Annotated in this window: 14 protein-coding genes; 8 read left to right on the top strand and 6 right to left on the bottom strand. The window is 61.8% G+C overall.

Annotated features, from left to right (window positions below; translation table 11 throughout):
- Position 1 precedes the first annotated feature (1 nt).
- From GTP27_RS01095 to GTP27_RS01085, 3 genes are all read right to left on the bottom strand, one after another.
- The gene (locus GTP27_RS01095; RefSeq protein WP_161037345.1) at positions 2-1,558 is read right to left on the bottom strand and encodes a S10 family peptidase; all 1,557 of its coding nucleotides are present in this window, start codon (positions 1,556-1,558) and stop codon (positions 2-4) included.
- Positions 1,559-1,686: 128 nt separating this feature from the next.
- Positions 1,687-1,923: a hypothetical protein gene (locus tag GTP27_RS01090; protein ID WP_202416468.1), complete on the bottom strand. Its 237-nt coding sequence runs from the start codon at positions 1,921-1,923 to the stop codon at positions 1,687-1,689.
- 255 nt (positions 1,924-2,178) lie between these two features.
- Positions 2,179-4,665, bottom strand: a complete 2,487-nt coding sequence (locus tag GTP27_RS01085; protein WP_161037344.1) for a TonB-dependent receptor — start codon at positions 4,663-4,665, stop codon at positions 2,179-2,181.
- A gap of 236 nt (positions 4,666-4,901) precedes the next feature.
- On the opposite strand from GTP27_RS01085, the gene GTP27_RS01080 reads away from it, so the two are divergent.
- The 8 genes from GTP27_RS01080 (at position 4,902) to GTP27_RS23985 (ending at position 17,167) form a co-directional block, all read left to right on the top strand.
- Positions 4,902-5,903, top strand: coding sequence for a LacI family DNA-binding transcriptional regulator (locus GTP27_RS01080; protein WP_229633276.1), 1,002 nt, complete (start codon positions 4,902-4,904; stop codon positions 5,901-5,903).
- Positions 5,904-5,988: 85 nt separating this feature from the next.
- Positions 5,989-8,313 carry a glycoside hydrolase family 65 protein gene (locus tag GTP27_RS01075; RefSeq protein WP_371865871.1) on the top strand — a complete coding sequence of 775 codons (2,325 nt, stop codon included), beginning with the start codon at positions 5,989-5,991 and terminating at the stop codon, positions 8,311-8,313.
- Positions 8,310-8,951: a beta-phosphoglucomutase gene (gene pgmB / locus GTP27_RS01070; RefSeq protein ID WP_161037342.1), complete on the top strand. Its 642-nt coding sequence runs from the start codon at positions 8,310-8,312 to the stop codon at positions 8,949-8,951. The genes GTP27_RS01075 and pgmB overlap by 4 nt, the downstream gene beginning before the upstream one ends.
- A 36-nt stretch (positions 8,952-8,987) precedes the next feature.
- Complete coding sequence (locus GTP27_RS01065; protein ID WP_161037341.1) at positions 8,988-10,253, top strand: MFS transporter; 1,266 nt, start codon at positions 8,988-8,990, stop codon at positions 10,251-10,253.
- A gap of 10 nt (positions 10,254-10,263) precedes the next feature.
- Positions 10,264-11,274: a substrate-binding domain-containing protein gene (locus GTP27_RS01060; RefSeq protein WP_161037340.1), complete on the top strand. Its 1,011-nt coding sequence runs from the start codon at positions 10,264-10,266 to the stop codon at positions 11,272-11,274.
- 208 nt (positions 11,275-11,482) lie between these two features.
- Positions 11,483-12,871, top strand: a complete 1,389-nt coding sequence (bcaP, locus tag GTP27_RS01055; protein WP_161037339.1) for a branched-chain amino acid transporter BcaP — start codon at positions 11,483-11,485, stop codon at positions 12,869-12,871.
- Between the two features lie 204 nt (positions 12,872-13,075).
- On the top strand, positions 13,076-15,301 hold the full coding sequence (locus GTP27_RS01050) for a formylglycine-generating enzyme family protein (RefSeq protein ID WP_229633274.1): 2,226 nt from the start codon (positions 13,076-13,078) through the stop codon (positions 15,299-15,301).
- Between the two features lie 237 nt (positions 15,302-15,538).
- Positions 15,539-17,167, top strand: a complete 1,629-nt coding sequence (locus GTP27_RS23985; RefSeq protein WP_161037338.1) for a methyl-accepting chemotaxis protein — start codon at positions 15,539-15,541, stop codon at positions 17,165-17,167.
- Positions 17,168-17,205: 38 nt separating this feature from the next.
- Here the strand turns inward: GTP27_RS23985 and GTP27_RS01040 are convergent, their stop codons facing one another.
- Genes GTP27_RS01040 through GTP27_RS01030 form a run of 3 tightly spaced genes read right to left on the bottom strand, consistent with a single transcriptional unit; the run spans position 17,206 to position 20,455 of the window.
- Positions 17,206-18,783, bottom strand: a complete 1,578-nt coding sequence (locus GTP27_RS01040; RefSeq protein ID WP_161037337.1) for a cryptochrome/deoxyribodipyrimidine photo-lyase family protein — start codon at positions 18,781-18,783, stop codon at positions 17,206-17,208.
- On the bottom strand, positions 18,780-19,394 hold the full coding sequence (locus GTP27_RS01035) for a lipocalin family protein (RefSeq protein ID WP_161037336.1): 615 nt from the start codon (positions 19,392-19,394) through the stop codon (positions 18,780-18,782). The genes GTP27_RS01040 and GTP27_RS01035 overlap by 4 nt, the downstream gene beginning before the upstream one ends.
- Positions 19,391-20,455: a MerR family transcriptional regulator gene (locus GTP27_RS01030; RefSeq protein ID WP_161037335.1), complete on the bottom strand. Its 1,065-nt coding sequence runs from the start codon at positions 20,453-20,455 to the stop codon at positions 19,391-19,393. The genes GTP27_RS01035 and GTP27_RS01030 overlap by 4 nt, the downstream gene beginning before the upstream one ends.
- Positions 20,456-20,507: the final 52 nt, after the last annotated feature.

Below are 20,507 nucleotides of genomic sequence, written 5' to 3'. Positions count from 1 at the left end.
GCTAGCGGCTGTTGGCATCCACGAAGCCCGCCAGCGCGCGCTTGAACTTGATCATCGAAGCGGGGTGTACATACATCATGTGGCCCGCTTCGTAGTAGTCGACGCCGATGTTGTTGCGCAGTTCGGGCGTCAGATCCAGATGGTCGAGTACATATTCCACCGTGCCATAGGGGCAGGCCAGATCGTAGTAGCCGGTAGCGATCAGCACTTTCATCTTCGGATTGAGTTTCATGCTCCAGGCCAGATCCACACTGGTATTGGGCTGGGTGACCCGGTCGCCGACATCAGGCTGGGCATGCCGGAAGTCCCAGTCCTTGCCGACGTCGCCGCTGAAGGCGTATTCACGCTCGGCATCGACTTTCAATTCACGCCGGTAATAGTCGTTGAAGCTGGCAACGAAGGCAGGAGCAATTGCCGAGACATACGCATCGTGCTTCATCGACTCGGCCAGCGGGCTCAGTATCTCGCCCTGATAGCGGCTGTCGATGCGGGCCACCACGCGTCCCGTCGTGCGCTTGAGTTCCTGCACGAAATGGCCTTCATCGATGCGCAAGTTGGCGCGTTCCCAGTATTGCTCGCTGATGCCCGTGTAGCGGGCCAGTCCGCGCAGCACCTGCTGGCGTTCTTCCGCACTGGCGCGCCTGCCCTTGAACAGCACCGGTGCATAGACGTCGCGCGCAAAAGCTTCCACTTCGCGCAGGAAGGGCTGCAGTTCGGCCGGGCGATAGGCCAGCGCGTGGTGATACCACGCCGTGGCCGCATAGGTCGAAAGGAAGTTGACATACACCGTGTCGAGCTGCGACTCGGAGGCGCCGGCGGAATAATCGAGGAAAGGCGAGACCAGAATGATGCCATTGAGGGCCAGATTCTTCTTGCTCAGCAGTTCGTAAGCTACGCCGGCCGTACGCATGCCGCCATAACTTTCGCCGAGTACGAATTTGGGCGAGGACCAGCGTTTGTTCTGGCTGACGTATTTGACGATGAAGTCGGCGACCGACTTGATATCCTGATCGACGCCCCAGAATTCCTTGCCTTCGCCTTTGCCGACGGGGCGCGAATAGCCGGTGCCGACGGGATCGATCATGACGATATCGGCCTGATCGAGTATGGTGTACTCATTGTCGACGGTGAGGAAGGGGCCGCGCGTATTAGCTTCCAGATCTTGCACCACGGTGCGCTTGGGCCCCATGATGCCCATATGCAGCCACGCGGACGAAGAGCCGGGACCGCCGTTGTAGGCAAACACGATGGGGCGCAGGCGCTGTTCATCGTCTTTGCCATCTCTGACGTAGGCGGTGTAGCCGAACAGGGCGATAGGCTCGTCCTTGTCATTCTTCATCAGCATGGTGCCGGCGCTGGCAGTGTAGCTGAATGTTTTGCCGGCAAGGCTGATCTGGTGCTTGCTGGTCCAGACTTTGGCTTCGGGGAGTTTGTCTTCGGCCTTGCTGGCAGGCGATGGCGTCGTGGCAGCATCACCGGCGGAGGCGGGGTGCAGTGTGCCGCTGGCCAGCAGGGCAGCGGTGGTGATGAATTGAAGCAGTTTGATCGACGATTTCATGCAGGCTCCGGCGCTACAAAGCAGAGCTGCAATGCTGACACGAAAGTATCTTAATTGCAATTATTGACTGCTTTGTTGTACCGGCCTGACAAAAAAATCCTGCTGCGGTCCAGCGCGACGCCAGATGCCTATGGAAGTGCCAGTTCCAAACCGAGTGTCTTGCTAGCGATAAAGGTCAACAGCAGCAGACCTGCCAGCAGTAGCACGAATCCCAGCGCGACGATGGCGCTGACGCGCAGCACGGAGCGTGCAGGGCGATCGGGATGCTTTTTGCCCTGATCGTAGTGCCACTTGATGGCGTAGAACATGCCTATGCCCAGTACGACAATTTTGAAGGTAAAGAAGACGATAGGTACCCATTCCATGATTTCAGCTATTTCCAGACGATAGTCAGAGTTCCATACTACCTAAAAGCAATTTCCATACATCGGGACAAAATGTCCCAGTTGCATCCAATGCAAGGTGCATTCTTCTGGCGGCGGTCGCCAGACTGGTTGTAAGCTCGCGCTCCAGCTGGCGCGCTGACCGCGTGTTGATCCGGCCTATGGTCTGATGACCGGCGCGATGCAAAAAAAAAGGCAAGGCCCGCGGGCCCTGCCTGTCAAGAGGGGAGAGTTTGCTTAGAAGCGATACAGCAGCGAGGCTTCCCAGGTACGGCCGAACAGCGGACGGGCATTGATCGGACCCGTGCCGCCCGTGGTCAGGCGCGAGTTGCCTTCGGTCAGGCCCAGCGTGTTGCCCAGATTGGTGCCAGCCAGACGGACTTCGATTTTTTCACCCAGCGAGAACAGCACGCCTGCGTCCAGCGTGTGGTAGGCCGGCAGATACTGCTGGTTAGCCTGATCGGCCCAGCGTTCGCCGATCGAGGTGTAGGTGCCGTACAGCTTGGCCGAGTTGCCATCGCCGAAAGGTATGCGATAGGTCGGCGTGAAGCGGAACTGCAGCTTGGGCTGGCGCTGCACGGTTTTGCCGGCCGTGTCAGGATTGTCGCGGTATTCCGATTTCTGGTAGTCGCCGCTCAGTGCCAGTTGCAGGTTTTCGATAGGGCGCACGGCCAGTTCGAATTCCACGCCATTGCCTTTGGAACCGCTGATCGAGTGCAGCTCGCGGCCATCGGCCAGCACCTGCGAGAAGGCAATACCGTCGAACTCCGTGTGGAAGGCGTTGATATAGGCGCTGTACATCGAGGTAGCAGTTTTGAAGCCGATTTCGTACTGGCTTACTTTCGGCGTCGGCAGGATGTTGCGGTCATCCACCGCCTGCTGGCTACCGGCGCCGCGCAGATCGTCAAACGCGATGAAGGTATGGCCGCGGTTGGCACGGGCAAATACCGCCGTATCCTTGGCCAGCTTGTAGTTACCGCCTATGGTGTAGGAGTTGGCGCTATCGCTGCGGCTCAGATAGGTATTCGAACCGCTAGGCATGGAAGTACCATTGTTATACACGGTGAGCGGATTGTTGTCGGTATCGGCCGTAGTCAGATTGGAAATCGTGCCGCTGATCTTCTGCTGCTCGTGACGCATACCGAAGTCGATCTTGATGCGCTCGTCCACTTTCCATTCGTCCGAAATGAAGGCGGCAGTGTTGCGGCCATCATACGAAGCGACGGGCGCGTAGAACACATTGCCGTCAGTGCCGTTCTTCGACACCACCACGCCGTTGTTGAGGGTGACGTTGATCAGGCTGGCCTGTGGCACAGCCGTCATCAGGTGGCTGTTACCGAGGTACCAGACATCGTGCGAGGAGTAGTCGGCAAAGTAGCCGCCTACCGTGACGGTATTATCCTTGCCGATTTCCTTGCTCACGCGCAGTTCGTCGGTGAAGGATTTGAGCTGCTTCTCGACCGACCACAGGCCTGCCTGCACCACCTGCTGGCTGCCATCGACGGCACCGCCATGGACGTAGGTCGCGCTGCCGGCCGTTGCCAGCTTGCCGCCGGCTGCGGCCAGCACGGCGGCGTTGCTGTTGGCGCTGGCAATCGCTGCTTTCAGATAGTCGTTCATGGACAGCGGGTTGTTACCGGTGAACATGGCGTTGGTATTGAGGTCGCCGTCAAAGCGGTTGAATTTGTTGGACACGCTCCATTCGCCCACTTTCTGGTCGAAGTTGGCGCCGAACACCGTGGCTTTCAGGCCGCGGCCATCGGCCAGATCGCGCGTCAGGGTTTTGCCCGGCGCCGCTTCGATGGTGAAGTTGCGCATTTCGCCGCTCATCAGGGTGCCCGTCAGTGCGTTAAAGCCGGGGAACTGGCTGATGGTATGGCCGCCATCGCTGGAGATCAGCGGCACGCCCGTGTAGAAGGCGTTTTTGTCATCGGTATTGCGGGCGTACAGGGTCAGCTTGCCGTCTTCCAGCTTGCGGGTCAGGGTGGCGCTCAGCTGGTGGCCGTCATCAGCGGGGAAACCGGCATCGCGCACACCGTCGGTCTTGCGGTAGAAGCCGCCGACGGAACCGTACCAGCCATCGCTGATTTTACCGCTATAGAACATGTCAACGCGGCGCAGGCTGCCCGTGCCGGTGGTAAAACGTACCGAGCCTTCCGGCGTGTCGCCGCCTTCCTTGAGCAGGAAGTTCATGGTGGCGCCGGGCTGGGCGTTGGACCAGATGGTGGATGGGCCGCCGCGCAGTACTTCGACCCGTTCTACCGTGTCATCGAGGCGGAAGGCCGAGGAGCCTTCGAAGAAGGACAGGGTAGGTGGCGGGTAGATAGGGTTGCCCATCAGCTGGACCGAAACGAAGGGCGAATCGCTGCCCGAGGGGAAGCCGCGCACTTCGATATTGGCGCCGGACTGGCCGCCGGTCGATTCGGCATACACGCCCGGCACAATTTTCATGATGTCGGCGGTGCTGCTGGGAGCAGCCTGTTTCAGCTGTTCTTCGTTGGCGGTGGTGATGGAGAAGGCCGAGTCAACCTTGCGCACGCCCCGTGCCGAGGCGACGCCGGTAACGACTACCTGCTGGACTTCCTTGGCCAGTTCTTTGCTGGCGACGCTGACGGCTTCGCTGCTGGCTTCGGGGGCGCTCTGGGCCTGGGCGGCGCTCTGGTTGATCAGGGTGAGGACGGCAACCGTGACTGCCGATAACAAGAACGGATTCTGGCTTTTCATGTCGTGTGTACTTTCTTTATGGTGTAAATCGTCTCCTGGACGGTGCGCCACCAGCCTGTACTGCCTCCGGTAGTTCCATCCCCATCTTCGCAAAAATATTGAAGATGTGGCATTGAAACAAGAAATGTTATCGATGTCAATTGAAATGTTATCGATGTCATTTTTCGTGACAAACAAAAAAATTCTGTCATAATGCGTTCGACCTGTGATTTTTTAACCACTAACGAAGTCTGCCCTTGAAAAAGCCTGCCGCCCGCAAATCCGACGCTGCCCTGACCATGGAAGATCTGGCCAAACTGGCCGGCGTGTCCAAGATCACGGTATCGCGTGCACTGCGCGATAGTCCGCTGGTGACGCCCGAGACGCGCGAAAAGATCCGCACACTGGCCAGCGAGCAGGGTTACCGCTTCAATGTCAGTGCGCGCAATCTGCGCATGGGCCGCAGCTATTCGGTGGCAGTGGTGGTGGAAATGACGCCGGTGCGGGGCCGCCCCATGTCGGACCCGTATCCGCTGGAACTGCTGGGCGGGATAACGCAGGAGCTGACCACGGCTGGCTATAGCGTGGTGCTCACTTCCAAGCAGTTGATGAATACCGCGCCCGTGCAGGGCGCCGACGGCCTGATACTGCTGGGGCAGGGCTCGCATGGCGAAGCCGTGCGCACCCTGCAGCAGACCGGCATGCCGCTGGTGGTGTGGGGCGCGCCGGAGCCGGAAACAGATTACATCGTGGTGGGCTCGGATAACCGCAAAGGCGGCATTTCGGCCGCCGAGCGCTTCATTGCGCAGGGCCGGCAGAAACTGGTGTTTCTGGGCGATGTAGACCACGCCGAGGTGCAGGAGCGCTGCGCCGGGTTTATCGATGCCATGGCCGGCCGGGCCACCGTGCACATCATCCGGCCCAAAGCGTTTACCTTCGAGGCGGGCTTCGACAGTATTTCGGCGCTGCTCAAGAAGAAGGGCGCCAGTTTCGACGGCGTGTTTGCCGCCAGCGACCTGCTGGCCATGGGCGCTATCCGCGCGCTGGCCGAGAAAAACCTGCGCGTGCCGGAGAACGTTTCCGTGATCGGCTATGACGACACGCCCGGCGCGGCCAGTTTCGTGCCGCCACTGACCAGCGTGCACCAGTATCTGCGTGATGGCGGCGTGCTGCTGGCCAAGAAGATGCTGGGCCTGATCGAAGGCGAGGCGGTGGCATCGGAAATGCTGCCGACCACGCTGATGGTACGCGCCACCTAATTCCCATTTTTAGCTGAAAACCTCTGATAAATCTGTATTTTTCAAAATCCAAACCGCTTTGAATCGTATTTTTAAGGAAAACGCTGTGCCTCCACATACTTATCCGCTGGAACCCTGGTGCTTACGCGAGACCCGTTTCGATCCTGCCAGTCATTTTCTTGCCGAGACCTTGTTTGCACTCGGTAATGGCTACATCGGCCTGCGCGGTACGGGCGAGGAAGGCTATACGGGGCCGGCCGGTACTTCGCTGGACGGCACTTATCTCAACGGTTTTTACGAGTCGGAGCCGATCCGCTATCCGGAAGCGGCGTACGGACTGGCGCGCAGCAACCAGTTCATGCTGAATGTGCCGAATGCCAAAGGGATTGCACTGTGGCTGGAAGATGAACCGTTCGATCTGCTGACCGGCACGCTGCAGCAGTACGAGCGACTGCTGGATTTCCGCACCGGCGTGCTAAGCCGCAGCATGGAATGGACTTCGCCACAGGGGCGCAAGCTGCGCTGGCAGAGCCGCCGCGTGGTGAGCTTCGAGAACAAGCATCTGTATGCGATCGAAGTGGTGCTCACGCCGCTGAACTTCAGCGGCAATCTGCGACTGGTCACCACGCTCGATGGCGCGGTGAGCAACCAGCAGGCCGGTGACGATCCGCGCGTGGGTTCGGCCGTCTTGGGCCAGTCGCTGCAGACGGTGGGCTATGCACAGAATGTGGGCTATGCCGCACTGGTACAGCGTACCCATAACAGCGGCTTTACGCTGGTGAGCGCGACCGACAGTGTGCTCGAAGGCGCCGAAGCGACACTGGAAATCGGCCGCAGCGAACAGGCGCTGAGCCAGATCTACGCGTTCAGCGCTAGCGCAGGCCAGAGCGTCACGCTGACCAAATATGCCTGCTACTTCTCCTCGCGCGACTATGCCGAGGGCGAACTGTCGCAGCGCGCCGCCGATACGCTGGCGCAGGCGCGGGCCGCCGGTTTCACGGCCCTGCAACTGGGCCAGCAGCAGTATCTGGCGGCGTTCTGGCAGCAGGCCGACGTGCAGATCGCCGGCGACGACGCGCTGCAGCAGGGCATGCACTTCAACCAGTTCCACCTGTTGCAGTCGGTGGGGCGCGACGGCAAGACCAATATCGCCGCCAAAGGCGTGACGGGCGAAGGCTACGAAGGCCATTATTTCTGGGATACGGAGATCTATATCTTCCCGTTTTTCCTGTACAGCAAACCGGAAATCGCCCGCAAGCTGCTCGAATACCGCTATGCCGGTCTGGCCCAGGCGCGCAAGCGGGCGCGCCAGATGTCCCATGCCAAGGGCGCGCTGTACCCGTGGCGCACCATCGCCGGCGAGGAGTGCTCGGCGTATTTCCCCGCCGGAACGGCGCAGTATCACATCAATGCCGATATCGCGTACTCCATCAAGCAGTATATGGAAGCCACCGATGACCGCGACTATCTGCTGCAGTATGGCGCCGAGATCGTGCTGGAAACGGCACGTATCTGGATGGGACTGGGCCACTACGACCGTCACGGCGCCTACTGCATCAATCAGGTGACGGGGCCGGACGAATACACGGCGCTGGTCAATAACAATTACTACACCAACGCGATGGCGCAGATGCACCTGCATTTTGCGGCCGATATCGTGGCCGATCTACAGCAGCGGGATGCGGCAGCGCTGGCGCGCATTGCAGCCGCCATGGATCTGGGTGCAGACGAAGCCGCCCAGTGGCGCGCTGCTGCCACGCAGATGAAGCTGCCCTACGATACGGCGCTGCAGATACATGCGCAGGATGACAGCTTCCTCGACAAGAAAGTGTGGGACTTTGCCAGCACACCGGCAGAAAACTATCCGCTGCTGCTCAACTACCACCCGCTGGTGATCTACCGCCATCAGGTGTGCAAACAGGCCGACGTGGTGCTGGCATTGCTGCTGCTGTCCGGCCAGTTCAGTCTGGAAGATAAACGGCGCGACTTCGACTACTACGAGGCCGTGACCACCCACGATTCCTCGCTGTCGTCCTGCATCTTCAGCATCATCGCGGCCGAAGTGGGCTATGCCGACAAAGCCTACGACTATTTCATGGAAACGGCGCGGCTGGATCTGGATAACACCCACGGCAATACCCACTACGGCGTGCACACTGCCGCCATGGCCGGTACGTGGCTGGGCGTGGCCTACGGTTTCGGCGGGATGCGGGTAGAGCAGGGCATGTTGCGCTTTGCTCCCACGCTGCCGCAGCAGTGGCAGCACTACAGCTTCAACGTCCAGTTCCGCGCTGCGCAGCTGGGCGTGAGCGTCAGCGCAGGGCGGGTGGAATATCTGCTGCTTCGCGGCGATGCACTGACTATCCGCCATGGTGGCGAAACGCTGGTGCTGAACCGCCAGCACCCAATGATTTCAAGGAGCCTGGCATGAGCCGTTTTAAAGCAGTGATTTTCGATCTCGACGGTGTGCTGACCGATACCGCGCACTACCACTATCTGGCGTGGAAGCGGCTGGCCGAATCGCTGCAACTGCCGTTCGATCAGGCTTACAACGAACAGCTCAAAGGCATAGACCGTATGGGCTCGCTGGAGCTGATACTGGCGCAAGGGCGGCGCAGCTATACCGCGCAGGAGAAGCTGGCGCTGGCCGAACAGAAGAACCAGCACTACCAGACCCTGATTGCCGACATGACGCCGGCTGATCTGCTGCCCGGCGCGGTGGCGGCGCTGCAGCGCGTGCGTGCTGCAGGCCTGGGCATAGCGCTGGCATCGGTCAGCAAGAATGCGGCAACGGTGCTGGAGCGGCTGGGCATTACCGGCCACTTCGATTATGTGGTGGATGCCGCAGCTATCGCACGCGGCAAGCCCGATCCGGAAATCTTCCTGACGGCAGCGCAGGCGCTGGGTGTCGCACCGGCCGACTGCCTGGGGGTGGAAGATGCGGTGGCCGGCGTGGCAGCCATCAAGGCGGCGGGCATGACGGCACTGGGCATAGGCCATCCCTTCGTGCTGACCCGGGCCGATGTGGTCATCACCAGTCTGGCCGACTTTAATCTGGCCGCCTACTAAAATACAGTAAAACTATAAAAAAACTCCGGAGACAGTATGCAGCAGCGCCGCATTTACTTAACGCTTTTCCTCACCTACTTTGTGTTTGCCATCCTGCTCAATAGCGTAGGTACGGTGATACTGCAGGTGATTAACAACTACGGTGTGAGCAAATCCGCCGCCAGCGTGCTGGAGGGCTACAAGGATCTGCCTATCGCGCTGGTGTCGTTTCTGCTGGCGTCCTTCCTGCCCCGCTGGGGCTACCGCAAGGCCATCCTGAGCGGGCTGGCGCTGGTGACGGCGGCCTGCCTGTGCATGCCGCTGCTGCCTGCGTTTGCCACGGCCAAGCTGCTGTTCTTCTGCGTCGGCGTGGCGTTTGCTCTGGTCAAAGTCTCGGTGTATTCGACGCTCGGTCTGGTGGCCGCTGACGCGCGCCAGCATGCCAGCAGCATGAATCTGCTGGAAGGCTGCTTCATGCTGGGCGTACTCAGTGCCTACTGGGTGTTCGGCTACTTTATCGACGATGCCCATGCCCAGTCGAATCGCTGGCTGCAGGTGTACTGGCTGCTGGCCGTGCTGTGCGCGCTGAACTTCCTGACTGTGCTGGGCACGCCTTTCCCGCAGCAGGAGCCGCTTGCACGCGGCGCCAGTCTGGCGCAGGAATTTGCCGATATGCTCAAGCTGTTCTTCAAGCCGCTGGTGTGCGTGTTCATTATTACCGCCTTCCTGTATGTGCTGATCGAACAGAGCATAGGCACGTGGCTGCCCACGTTTAACAATGAAATCCTGCACCTGCCGGCGGCCATGAGCGTACAGGTCACCAGCATCTTTGCCGCTTGTCTGGCCGTGGGGCGGCTGTCGGCCGGTGTGCTGATGCGCAAGCTGAACTGGTATCCGGTCATGAATGCCTGCGTGCTGGGCATGGCGGCCATGGTGCTGCTGGCGCTGCCGCTGACCCAGCAAGTTGATGCCAGCGCGGCGCCAGGCTGGTCGAACGCGCCGCTGGCCGCTTTCCTGTTCCCCATGATAGGGCTGTTCATGGCGCCTATCTACCCGGGCATTAACTCGGTGATGCTGAGTTCTCTGCCACGCCATCAGCATTCGGCCATGACGGGGCTGCTGGTGATTTTCTCCGCACTGGGCGGCACCACCGGCTCGCTGATCACCGGCTATGTATTCGGCCACTTCAGCGGTCATTACGCGTTTTACCTCACGCTGCTGCCGATCAGCGTGATTCTGCTGATGCTGTTCCTGTTCCGCCGCGCCGTGCAGCGCAGTGGTGGCGGACTGGATGGCTCCGTTATAATCGGCGCTTCCCATTAAAGTCAGCGTCATGAATCTGGAGCGTCTCGCCAATCTGCTCGGCATGTCCAAGACCACGGTGAGCCGTGCCCTCAATGGCTATCCCGAAGTGAGCGAGCGCACCCGCGAGCGCGTACTGCAGGCAGCACGCGACAACGGCTATCAGGCCAATCCCATGGCGCGTTCGCTGGCGCTGGGGCGCAGCAATGTATTCGGCATCATCTATCCCTTGCAGCCCGCCGATCTGGGCGATGCCATGTTCCTCGATGTGGTGGCCGGCATGTCGGCAGCGCTGGAGCAGGAGGGCAAAAGCCTGATCATCGCGCCCGTCTCGCAGGCGGCGGAACTGGCCACCTATCAGCAGTTCGTGCGCGGCCGCCGCGTCGATGGTCTGATCGTCAGCCGCACGCAGGTGCAGGACGAGCGTATCGCTTTTCTCAGCAAGGCACGCTTCCCCTTTATTGCGCATGGCCGTACCGAACACCACGCACCGTATGCGTGGTTCGATTACGATAATGCGGCCGGTATCGGCCTCGCCATGCAGCGTCTGCTGGGGCTGGGCCACCGGCGACTGGGGCTGATCAGCGCACCTTTGCTGCTGAATTTCGCCCGTCAGCGCAAGGATGCTTTCGTCGCTGCCATGGCCGATGCAGGACTGGCGCTCGACACCCGCTATCTGATCGCCGATACGCTGGACCGGCGCAGCGGCTATCAGGCCATGCAGCAGCTGCTGGCCTGCCAGTCCCGACCGACTGCCGTGATCGTCGATAACCATCTGTCCGGCGTGGGCGCCGTGCGTGCCCTGCTCGATGCCGGCGTACGCATAGGCGAAGAAATCTCCGTGATCGTCTGGGGCCGCATGGAAGATACGCTGGCCGGTATCGCCGTCAGCACCATCGACCAGCCTGACGCCGCTCGCGCCGGCGCGCGCATGGTGCAGATGCTGCAGGCGCTGGTGGAGGGGACGCCCGCAGCCAGCCTGCAGGAACTGTGGCAGCCCGCGCTGATCGAAGGTGCCACGCTGGGGCCGCCTGCCAGCTAGGCGCAGGCCCTATGGACTGCCTCTGCCCACCTGGTGGGGCTATCGGGGTGTTCGCCCGATTCCTCCTCTACTGGGGCTGCATAGGTTTTAGGCATATTCACTGCGACTTGTGGCATACTGCCGCGCTTTGACGTTTACGTAATGTCAAATTGCTGTAGGGCATGATCTGCCTGGGCGGCCAATTCAAATAATAGTGGAGGATGGAGTAGTGAGTCTCTTTAGAACCAAGGATTTCGATGCCATGCGCACGGCCAGTTCGCATGGCGGCCTGAAAAAAGTACTGGGTCCGGTGGACCTGATCCTGATGGGCATAGGCGCGATTGTCGGTACCGGCATTTTCGTCCTGACCGGCAGCGGTGCATCCACCGCCGGCCCTGCGCTGGCCCTGTCGTTTGTGGTGGCAGCCTTTGCCTGCGGCTTTGCCGCGCTGTGCTACGCCGAATTTGCTTCCATCCTGCCGGTAGCGGGCGGTATCTATACCTATAGCTATGCGATTCTGGGCGAACTGGTAGCGTGGATGATAGGCTGGGACCTGATCCTCGAATACGGTCTGGTGACGTCGGCCGTGTCGGTGGGCTGGTCCGGCTACTTCCAGTCGCTGCTGGGCGGCTTCGGCCTGCAGATACCGGTGGCGCTGTCCGCCGCACCGGGTGCGCTGCCGGGCGTGACCACCTTCTTCAATCTGCCGGCCTTCCTGATCATGATGACGCTGACCGTGATGCTCTCGCTGGGCGTGCGCGAATCGACCCGCATCAACAACGTGATGGTGGTGGTGAAAATCGGCGTGGTCCTGCTGTTCATACTGGTTGGTGCGCACCATGTAGCGCCGGCTAACTGGCATCCGTTCATGCCGTTCGGCGTGAATGGGGTGATGAGCGCTGCGGCGCTGGTGTTCTTTGCCTTTATCGGCTTCGACGCGGTGACCACGGCGGCCGAAGAGGTCAAAAATCCGAAACGCGATCTGCCGATCGGCATTATCGGCTCGCTGGCCATCTGCACCGTGCTGTACGTGGTGGTGTCGGCCATCATGACCGGCATCGTGCCGTTCGCCCAGTTCAAGGGCATCGACCATCCCGTTTCGCTGGCGCTGCAGTTTGCCGGTGAAAACTGGTTTGCCGGTTTCGTCGACCTGGGCGCCATCCTCGGCATGAGCACCGTGATACTGGTGATGGCCTTCGGCCAGAGCCGCGTGCTGTATGCCATGTCGCGCGACGGCCTGCTGCCGAAAAAACTGTCGGCCCTGAACGGCGCCGGTACGCCTATCGTGGCGACCTGGCTGGTGGGTATCGTGTTCGGCCTGCTGGGCGCACTGGTGCCGCTGCAGGTGCTGGGCGAACTGGCCAATATCGGCACGCTGGCAGCATTCTGTCTGGTGTCGCTGGCCGTGATCATCCTGCGCAAACGCCGTCCCGAGCTGCACCGTGCCTTCCGCTGCCCCGGCGTGCCGGTCATTCCTGCGCTGGCCATTCTGTTCTGCGGCGCGCTGATGGCCTTCCTGAGCGCGATCACGTGGATCGCTTTCCTGATCTGGCTGGCGATCGGTCTGGTGGTGTACTTTAGCTATGCACGCCATCATTCGCTGCTGAACCAGCAGTAAGCAGGGCTGGCCGGGCCTATACTGCCCGCCGCCGTATTTGCCTCACTTGCAAAACCCGCTACGGCGGGTTTTGTCGTTTCTGCGCGTGAGCGCGCGACTAAACAAATGCCGCCAGGTTGAAAAAGATCTAATTTCCCCCGTGTTTGGCTAGAATAGGCGGCATCTGCCTTGATGCCACGGCACCCATAGTGCCGCTACGTCCACATGAAAAAAACCAGCCTCCGGCGCCTGACCTATCGGCCTATCCTGCGTACTCTGCTGCTAGCCCTGATGGGGGCCGGTAGCGCATTAGCAGTGCATGCCGCCGAGGTGCCGGCCATAGCGCTGCGCGGCAGCCAGATTCTCGGTCCGGCCCAGCAGGACTTGGGCGAGGCGGACTGGCTGGCGCGGCTGAATAACTGGAAGCGCGATACGCAGGGCCAGTATCCGGCGTGGCTGCAGGCCATGCAGCAGTGGCGCAATAGCCAGCGCGCCGGCATGGCGTATGACGATGCCCAGTACCGCCGGCCCGAACTGCGCTGGACTCAGCGCGATTTTGTACAGACGCAGGCCATGGTGGAAGACCGCTATCTGTACGATCCCGCTACGCGGCACTACACGGCTAAGCGATTTCTGGACGACCTGCGGCAGCGCTATGGCGGCATAGACAGCGTGCTGCTATGGCCGGTGTATCCCAACATCGGCATCGACGACCGTAACCAGTGGGATATGCTGCGCGATATGCCGGGCGGCGTGGCGGGCGTGCGCGGGCTGATCAGGGATTTTCATGCGCAGGGCGTCAAAGTATTTTTCCCTACCATGCCATGGGATACGGGTACGCGCGACGTGGGCACCAGCATGCACGTGGCCACCACGGCGCTGATGGCCGAGCTGGGTGCCGACGGCATTAATGGCGATACCATGGATGGCCTGCCGCTCGAATATCGGCAGGCTGCCGATGCCAGCGGCCGTGCCCTCTCGCTGGAGCCGGAACTGAATTTCAGGGATGAGCGCATGCTGGCCTATAACCAGCAGAGCTGGGGCTACTGGGCCCAGTCGCTGGTGCCCATGGTGAGCAAATGGAAGTGGCTGGAGCCGCGCCACATGGTGCACGTGTGCGACCGCTGGGCTACTGATCGCAGCACTCTGCTGCAGGATGCCTTCTTTAACGGTAGCGGTATCCAGAGCTGGGAAAATGTCTGGGGCTGGTGGAATCAGCTCACCCCGCGCGACGGCGAGGCGCTACGCCGCATCGCCACGATCTACCGCGCCTTCCCCGAACACATGGTCAGTGTGGCCTGGCAGCCGCATGTGCAGACCCTGCATTACGGCGTGTATGCCAGCGCCTTCCCGCTGAGCGACAGTACGCTGTGGACCATCATTAACCGCACCGACTGGCAGATCAGCGAGCCGGTGCTGCGCCTGCCGCACCAGAGCGGCCAGCGCTATTTCGATCTGTGGCAGGGCAGGGAACTGCAGCCCCGTATCGTTGATGGGGCGGCTGAACTGAGCGTGACACTGGAGCCGCATGGTTACGGCGCCATTCTGCGCCTGCGCGCGGGTGCCAGCATGGCCAGCCTGCCAGCAAGCTTGCAGACGCTGGCGCAGCAGGCGCGCAAACCGCTGGCGGCGTATGCGGCCAACTGGCAGCCGCTGGCACAGCAGATGGTGGCCATAGCGCCTACCCGCGCGGCGCGCAGTGCGCCGGACGGCATGGTGGAAATTCCTGCCGCCCAGTTCAGCTTCAAGGTGCACGGCCTCGAAATCGAAGGCGAGAACAAGCCGGGGCTGGATGTACAGTATCCGTGGGAAGCGGTGGCGCGGCGCCACCATCTGCATAGCCTTGCGATCAGGCGCTTCTACATCGACCGCTATCCCGTCACCAATGCCCAGTATCTGGCTTTTGTGCGGGCCAGCGGCTACCAGCCAGCAGATCGCCATAATTATCTGCGCCACTGGGTCGATGGCGCGCCGCGTGCCGGTGACGAGCAGCGTCCCGTGGTCTGGGTGTCGCTGGAAGATGCGCGTGCCTATCTGCGCTGGGCCGGCAAGCGCCTGCCGCATGAATGGGAATGGCAGTATGCGGCGCAGGGGACCGATGGCCGCCTCTACCCGTGGGGGAATAGCTGGGATGGCACCATGGTGCAGGCGCCCGAGCAGGGCCGCAGCCTGACGGCAGCAGCCGTGGTGGGCCAGCATCCGCAGGCAGCCAGTCCGTTCGGCGTGCAGGATCTGGTGGGCAGTGTATGGCAATGGACCAGTGAATTTGCCGATGAACACACGCGTGCTGCCGTGCTGCGCGGCGGCAGCTATTACCAGCCGCAGAATTCCGACTGGTACTTCCCGCAAGCCTACCGGCTGGACGAACACGGCAAGTATCTGCTGATGGCGCCCGCCAAAGACAGGGCCGGCACCATGGGCTTGCGCGGTGTGCAGGACGCGGCGGACTGAATCGGCGTGCTGGGTTGCCATACTGGCCAGCGGTTCTGCAGTGCGTCGCAATGCGCGGCTGTGCTGGCAGTGGCGACGGATAGCGCGCTGCGCCACGCCTGCTCACATTCAAATGAATTTATCAAATAAATTATTAATGCCATTTATTTGCTGTATTTGCACAAATCAATTATAATTTCCCAATGGTAATGTATTAGATTTTCTTAACTAACAATCAGTGCTGTACGAAAGAACGCCATGAAAGCTATCGGTAACCTGACTGTAGGCCAGCGCATAACGCTGCTAATCGCGATCTTTGTGGCAGGCTTCCTGTTGTTCGGGGGGACCGCGCGCTCTACTCTCAAAGAACTGGAAGTTAATGGCCCGCTGTATAACCGCATCGTGCAGGGCAAGGACTTGCTGGCCGATGTATTGCCGCCGCCCGAATATGTGATTGAAGCCTATCTCGCTGCGACCGAACTGCGTGGCGCAGCCGAGAGCGAACGGGGCGCGCTGGTCGACAAACTGCGCGCGGGGCAGAAGGAATTCAGCGAGCGCAAACAGTACTGGGAAAAGGCCAAGCTCGATGCCGCACTGGCTGATCTGGTGCTGCATCAATCGAGTGCGCCGGCCGAGGCCTTCTTCGCCATGGCTCTGGGCGAATTCGTGCCGGCGTTGCAGCGTGGCGACAATGTGGCGGCGGAACAGGTGTACCGGCGCATGCGCGAGGTGTTCCAGCAGCACCGCAGCGCCGTAGAGAAAATCGTCAATCTGGCCAATAGCCGCGCCGCAGCGGACGAGAGCGATGCCCTGCAGATTTCCGCATCACGCGAACGGGTGCTGTGGCTGGTGTTCGTGCTGACGCTGATGGTCAGCATCGGCCTCGGGGTAGCTGTCAGCCGTGGCATTACCCGCCCGCTCAGTGCTGCCGTGAAGATTATCCGTGAAGTGTCCGTTGGCGATCTGACCCGGGTGATCGAAGTGCGTTCGAAAGATGAAACCGGACAGCTGCTGCATGCCATGGGCGAAATGTCTACCAGCCTGAAACAGACGGTCAATAAAATTCATCTCGCCGCCGATACGATAGAGCGCGGCGTGGCCGAAATCGCCTGCGGCAATCAGGACCTGTCCGACCGCACGGAAAATCAGGCCAGTGCACTGGAGGAAACGGCCGCTTCGCTGGAAGAACTGACGGCCGCAGTCCGCAAGAATGCCGATAGTGCGCTGCAGGCCGATGCCTATGCCGGTTCGGCCTCGGAGATTGCCGAGCGGGGCGGCGCCGAAGTCACCCAGGTGGTCGAGATGATGAAGTCGATTACCGAGTCGTCCGGCCGTATCGTCGAAATTATTTCCGTCATCGACGGCATCGCCTTCCAGACCAATATTCTGGCGCTGAATGCCGCCGTGGAAGCGGCGCGGGCGGGCGAGCAGGGACGCGGCTTTGCCGTGGTGGCAACCGAGGTGCGTAATCTGGCCCAGCGTTCGGCTGCCGCGGCCAAGGAAATCAAGACTTTGATCGACGATTCCGTGAGCAAGATCAAGGCAGGCAGCAATGCAGTCGATGCTGCCGGGGACACCATGAAGGCGATTGTTGCTAGCGTACATCAGGTGAGTCAAGTTATCGGTGACATTTCCAACTCTGGCAGGGAGCAGTCGCAGGGCATCGAGCAAGTGAGCCAGGCCATTATCGACATGGATCAGGTGACCCAGCAAAACGCTGCGCTGGTAGAGCAAGCCGCCGCCGCTGCGGCCAGTCTGCGCGAGCAGGCGGCGCTGCTAGTGGACGCCGTGGATATCTTCAAGACGGGCGAACCTGCTGCCAGCGCTACAGCGGGCGCATCGCCCGTGCAGCGCACATCGGCCTTGCTCGGCTACACGGCCGCCTGATGCCGCGCACTTGCGGCTGCCGCCCGGTCTGGCCAGTCCTAGAATTCCAGCGCCTGCTGCTGCATGGCGGGCGGCACTGCCGGCTGACGGCGCCGGGCGGGGCCGCTGCCCTGATGGCTGCTGCCGTCGCGCATCAGGCGCGATCCGTGCTGGTCCACGATGGCAGCGCGCGCTGCGCGGATTTCCGCCTGGGCGCGTAGCGCATGCACGCGCTGTTTGGCGCTGCGCGTGGCCTGTTCCAGCTCCACTACGGGCAGGGGAATCTGTTCACCCACCCTTACGCCGCAACGCTGCTGCAGGGCGGGTGGCATCAGCCATGGCTGCAGCAGGTAGGCATCCGGTACGCGGCGCATGGCGGGTAGCCAGCGGCGCACGAACAAGCCCTGCGGATCATGATCCTGCGCCTGTTTGATCGGGTTGTAGACGCGAGTGGTGTTGATACCGGTGGTACCCGCCTGCATCTGCATCTGGCTCCAGTGTATGCCCGGCTCGTAATCGAGAAACTGGCGCGCCAGCCACAGGCCTACCGGCCGCCAGTGCAGCCACAGCGGATAGCTGGCCACCGAAACCAGCATGGCGCGCATACGGAAGTTGATCCAGCCGGTTTCGCGCAGCATTGCTACGCAGGCATCGACCATGGGCCAGCCGCTGCGGCCCTGGGTGAGCGCCTCGAAGTGCATGGCATTCCATTCGTGCTCGCGCAAACCGTCGTAGCCGCGGTGCAGATTGCGCCATTCCAGCTCCGGTTCCGACTCCAGTTTCTGGATGAAGTGGCAGTGCCAGTGCAGCCGGCTGGCAAATGCTGCCAGTCCCTTGCGCTGCCACCCCGCCTGTGCGGACGGATGGTCTGCGAGTGCTTCGATCTGCGCCATGGTGGCCTGCACCACCTCGCGCATGCTCAGACAGCCCAGCGCCAGATACGGCGACAGGCGCGAACAGGCTGTCGGTGCGCTCAGCGGCGAGGACATGCCGCTACGGTAATGCTGGCAGCGCCGGTCCAGAAACTGGTCGAAAATCTGCCGCCCTGCGCTGCGGCCACCGCGCTGGCGTTGCGGCGGGTCGAGCGGATCGAGGCCCAGTTCGCGCGCTTCGGGCCAGCGCATCAGCGGCCATGGCAGGCTCGGGCCGTGCAGGCTGGCGGGCGCAGGCGGCGGCAGGCAGGGCGCCTGCATATGGGTTTCCCACAGAGCGTGCCAGATATCGCGCGAGGGCAGGCGGCGTGTTACGCCGTGCTGCGGCCACTCCTGCCACTGCACGCCGTTTTCCTGGCACCAGCGGCCCACCGCCAGATCGCGCGCATAGGTGTGGCCGTTGCCGGTTTCCTCGTGCGCCAGCAGGCGCGCGAACGGCGCAGCGGCGTGCAGGCGGCCCAGTACTTCAGGCAGCTCACCTACTGCCAGCTGCAGCCGCGCGCCGCACTGGCGCAGCTGATAGGTCAGGTCACGCAGGCTCTCCTGCAGGAACAGCAGATGCTGGGTGGCGCAATCGGGCTGGGCCCATAAGCTGGGTTCCAGCACATACAGGCAGAGCAGCGGCCCGCGGCTGGCGGCATAGCGCAGCGGCGCATGGTCGTGCACGCGCAGGTCGCGCTTGAACCAGACTACCGAGTAGCTCATGGCGCGCCCTGGTAGGCCGGGTCCTGCCGCTGCTGGCTGACCCAGATCAGGGCGGCGGTATCGATGCCCAGTTGGCGCGCGCTGGCCAGTATGGCGCTGCGCTGCTGCGGTGTGAGCTGGCGCTCGCGGGCCAGTATCCAGCAGTAGCTGCGGTCCGGACCGATCACCAGCGACCAGCGGTAGTCCTGATCCATTGCGGCGACATGGTAGCCGCCGTAGAACGGCCCGAAGAAGGAAACCTTGAGCGAGCCGGTGCTGGCGGCGCCGGTAAATACGGCATGCCCGATCGCTTCGCGCCAGCGTCCCTGTTCGCCGTCGTAGCCGCGATTGAGCACGCGCACACTGCCGTCGGGCTGCGGCGTATAGGTGGCGGAAACATCGCTCATGCCGCGCTCGAAACTGTGGTCCATGCGGGCGATTTCATACCAGCGGCCCTGATATCGTGCCAGTTCGAATGGCGTGACGGCCTGCACACCGGCTGGTGGCTGGGTAGAAGCGCAACCGCCCAGAGTGCCCAGCAGAACGAGCGCCAGAGCGGCCACACCTAGGCTGCGGCGTGCCGGCGTGGATGGTAGGCGGGCAGCGGCCTTGCTGCCATGGTTGCTATTCATGTTGGTGCTTTCTGTTGCGGGTTGGTGTTGCCGTCCAGCGTAATGCCTTTCAGCTCGGCTAAGCGGACCAATGCAGTTTCGAACATCGTGCGCGCACTAGCGGCGATGCGCTGCAGTTCGCCATGCAGGGCTGCATCGGCGGGGCTGTCGTGGGCGCAGCCGGCGCTATAGATTTCAAAGTCCGCCAGCTGGCGCAACAGGCCGGCGATGTGCTGCGGGCACTCGCATTCGAGGATGGGGGCCATGCCGGCAATCGCCACCAGCACCGCATTGTCGAACTGGCGCGGGGTGATGGGCAGGGGGAGCCGGCTACCGGTGGCGCTGGCAATGGCCTGACGGGCGGCTGTCTTAATCGCATGGTCGGCTGCTGGCCCGGCCGGTAGCAGGTCAAGCAGCCAGCGCGCCAGTTCCGTATCGTCGGCCGATTCGGGCAGCACGGCAACGCCAGCCGCAGCGTAGCTGGCTAGTGCGCTGGGACTGGCATAGCGGTACACCACTGCGTGCTGGCAATCGGGCCAGGTGTGCTGCGCTGCGCGCAGGTCGATGGGAAGGGTGTGCTGTAGTGCCGGCATCTGCCAGAGCATGAGCTGGTAGCCGCCAGCAGTGGCGCCGAGCAGTGCTTCGGCCAGCGTTTCGACCGGCGCCAGCAGACCCAGAGTAGGGGGCAGCTTGGCGTTAATGGGCGGGGCGCTCAGGCGCATGTGCAGCGCGCCGCCCACCACCAGTGTACGGGGCGCCACGTGCTGTTCGGGGGCGCTGGCAGCGTACTGCTGCAGCAGGGCTTGTAGCTGCGGGTCGGACAGGGCTGCGATGCTGCCGATCGCATGGCCCTGCTGGGTAAGCTGGCGCAGCATGACCACACGGCGCACATCGGTGGCGCTGTATAGCCGGTGGCCGGATGGGGCGGCGGACGGCTGTATGGCCTGATAGCGCTGTTCCCAGATGCGCAAAGTAGCAACAGGCATGGCCGCCAGCTGGGCAACCGCGCTGCTACGCAAGAGTGCAGGTTTCTCGGCTGGTGAATTGGATTTCTTCACGATTTTGAGTTGGTTATTGGGCATTATTAGCGCTATTTTACGCAATTTTGCTGATGTGAGTTGGTTTTTGAGTTGG

Origin of the sequence: Duganella qianjiadongensis (assembly GCF_009857915.1) — a bacterium.
Lineage (GTDB): Bacteria > Pseudomonadota > Gammaproteobacteria > Burkholderiales > Burkholderiaceae_D > Rugamonas > Rugamonas qianjiadongensis.
This window is presented reverse-complemented; position numbering and strand designations above follow the sequence as displayed.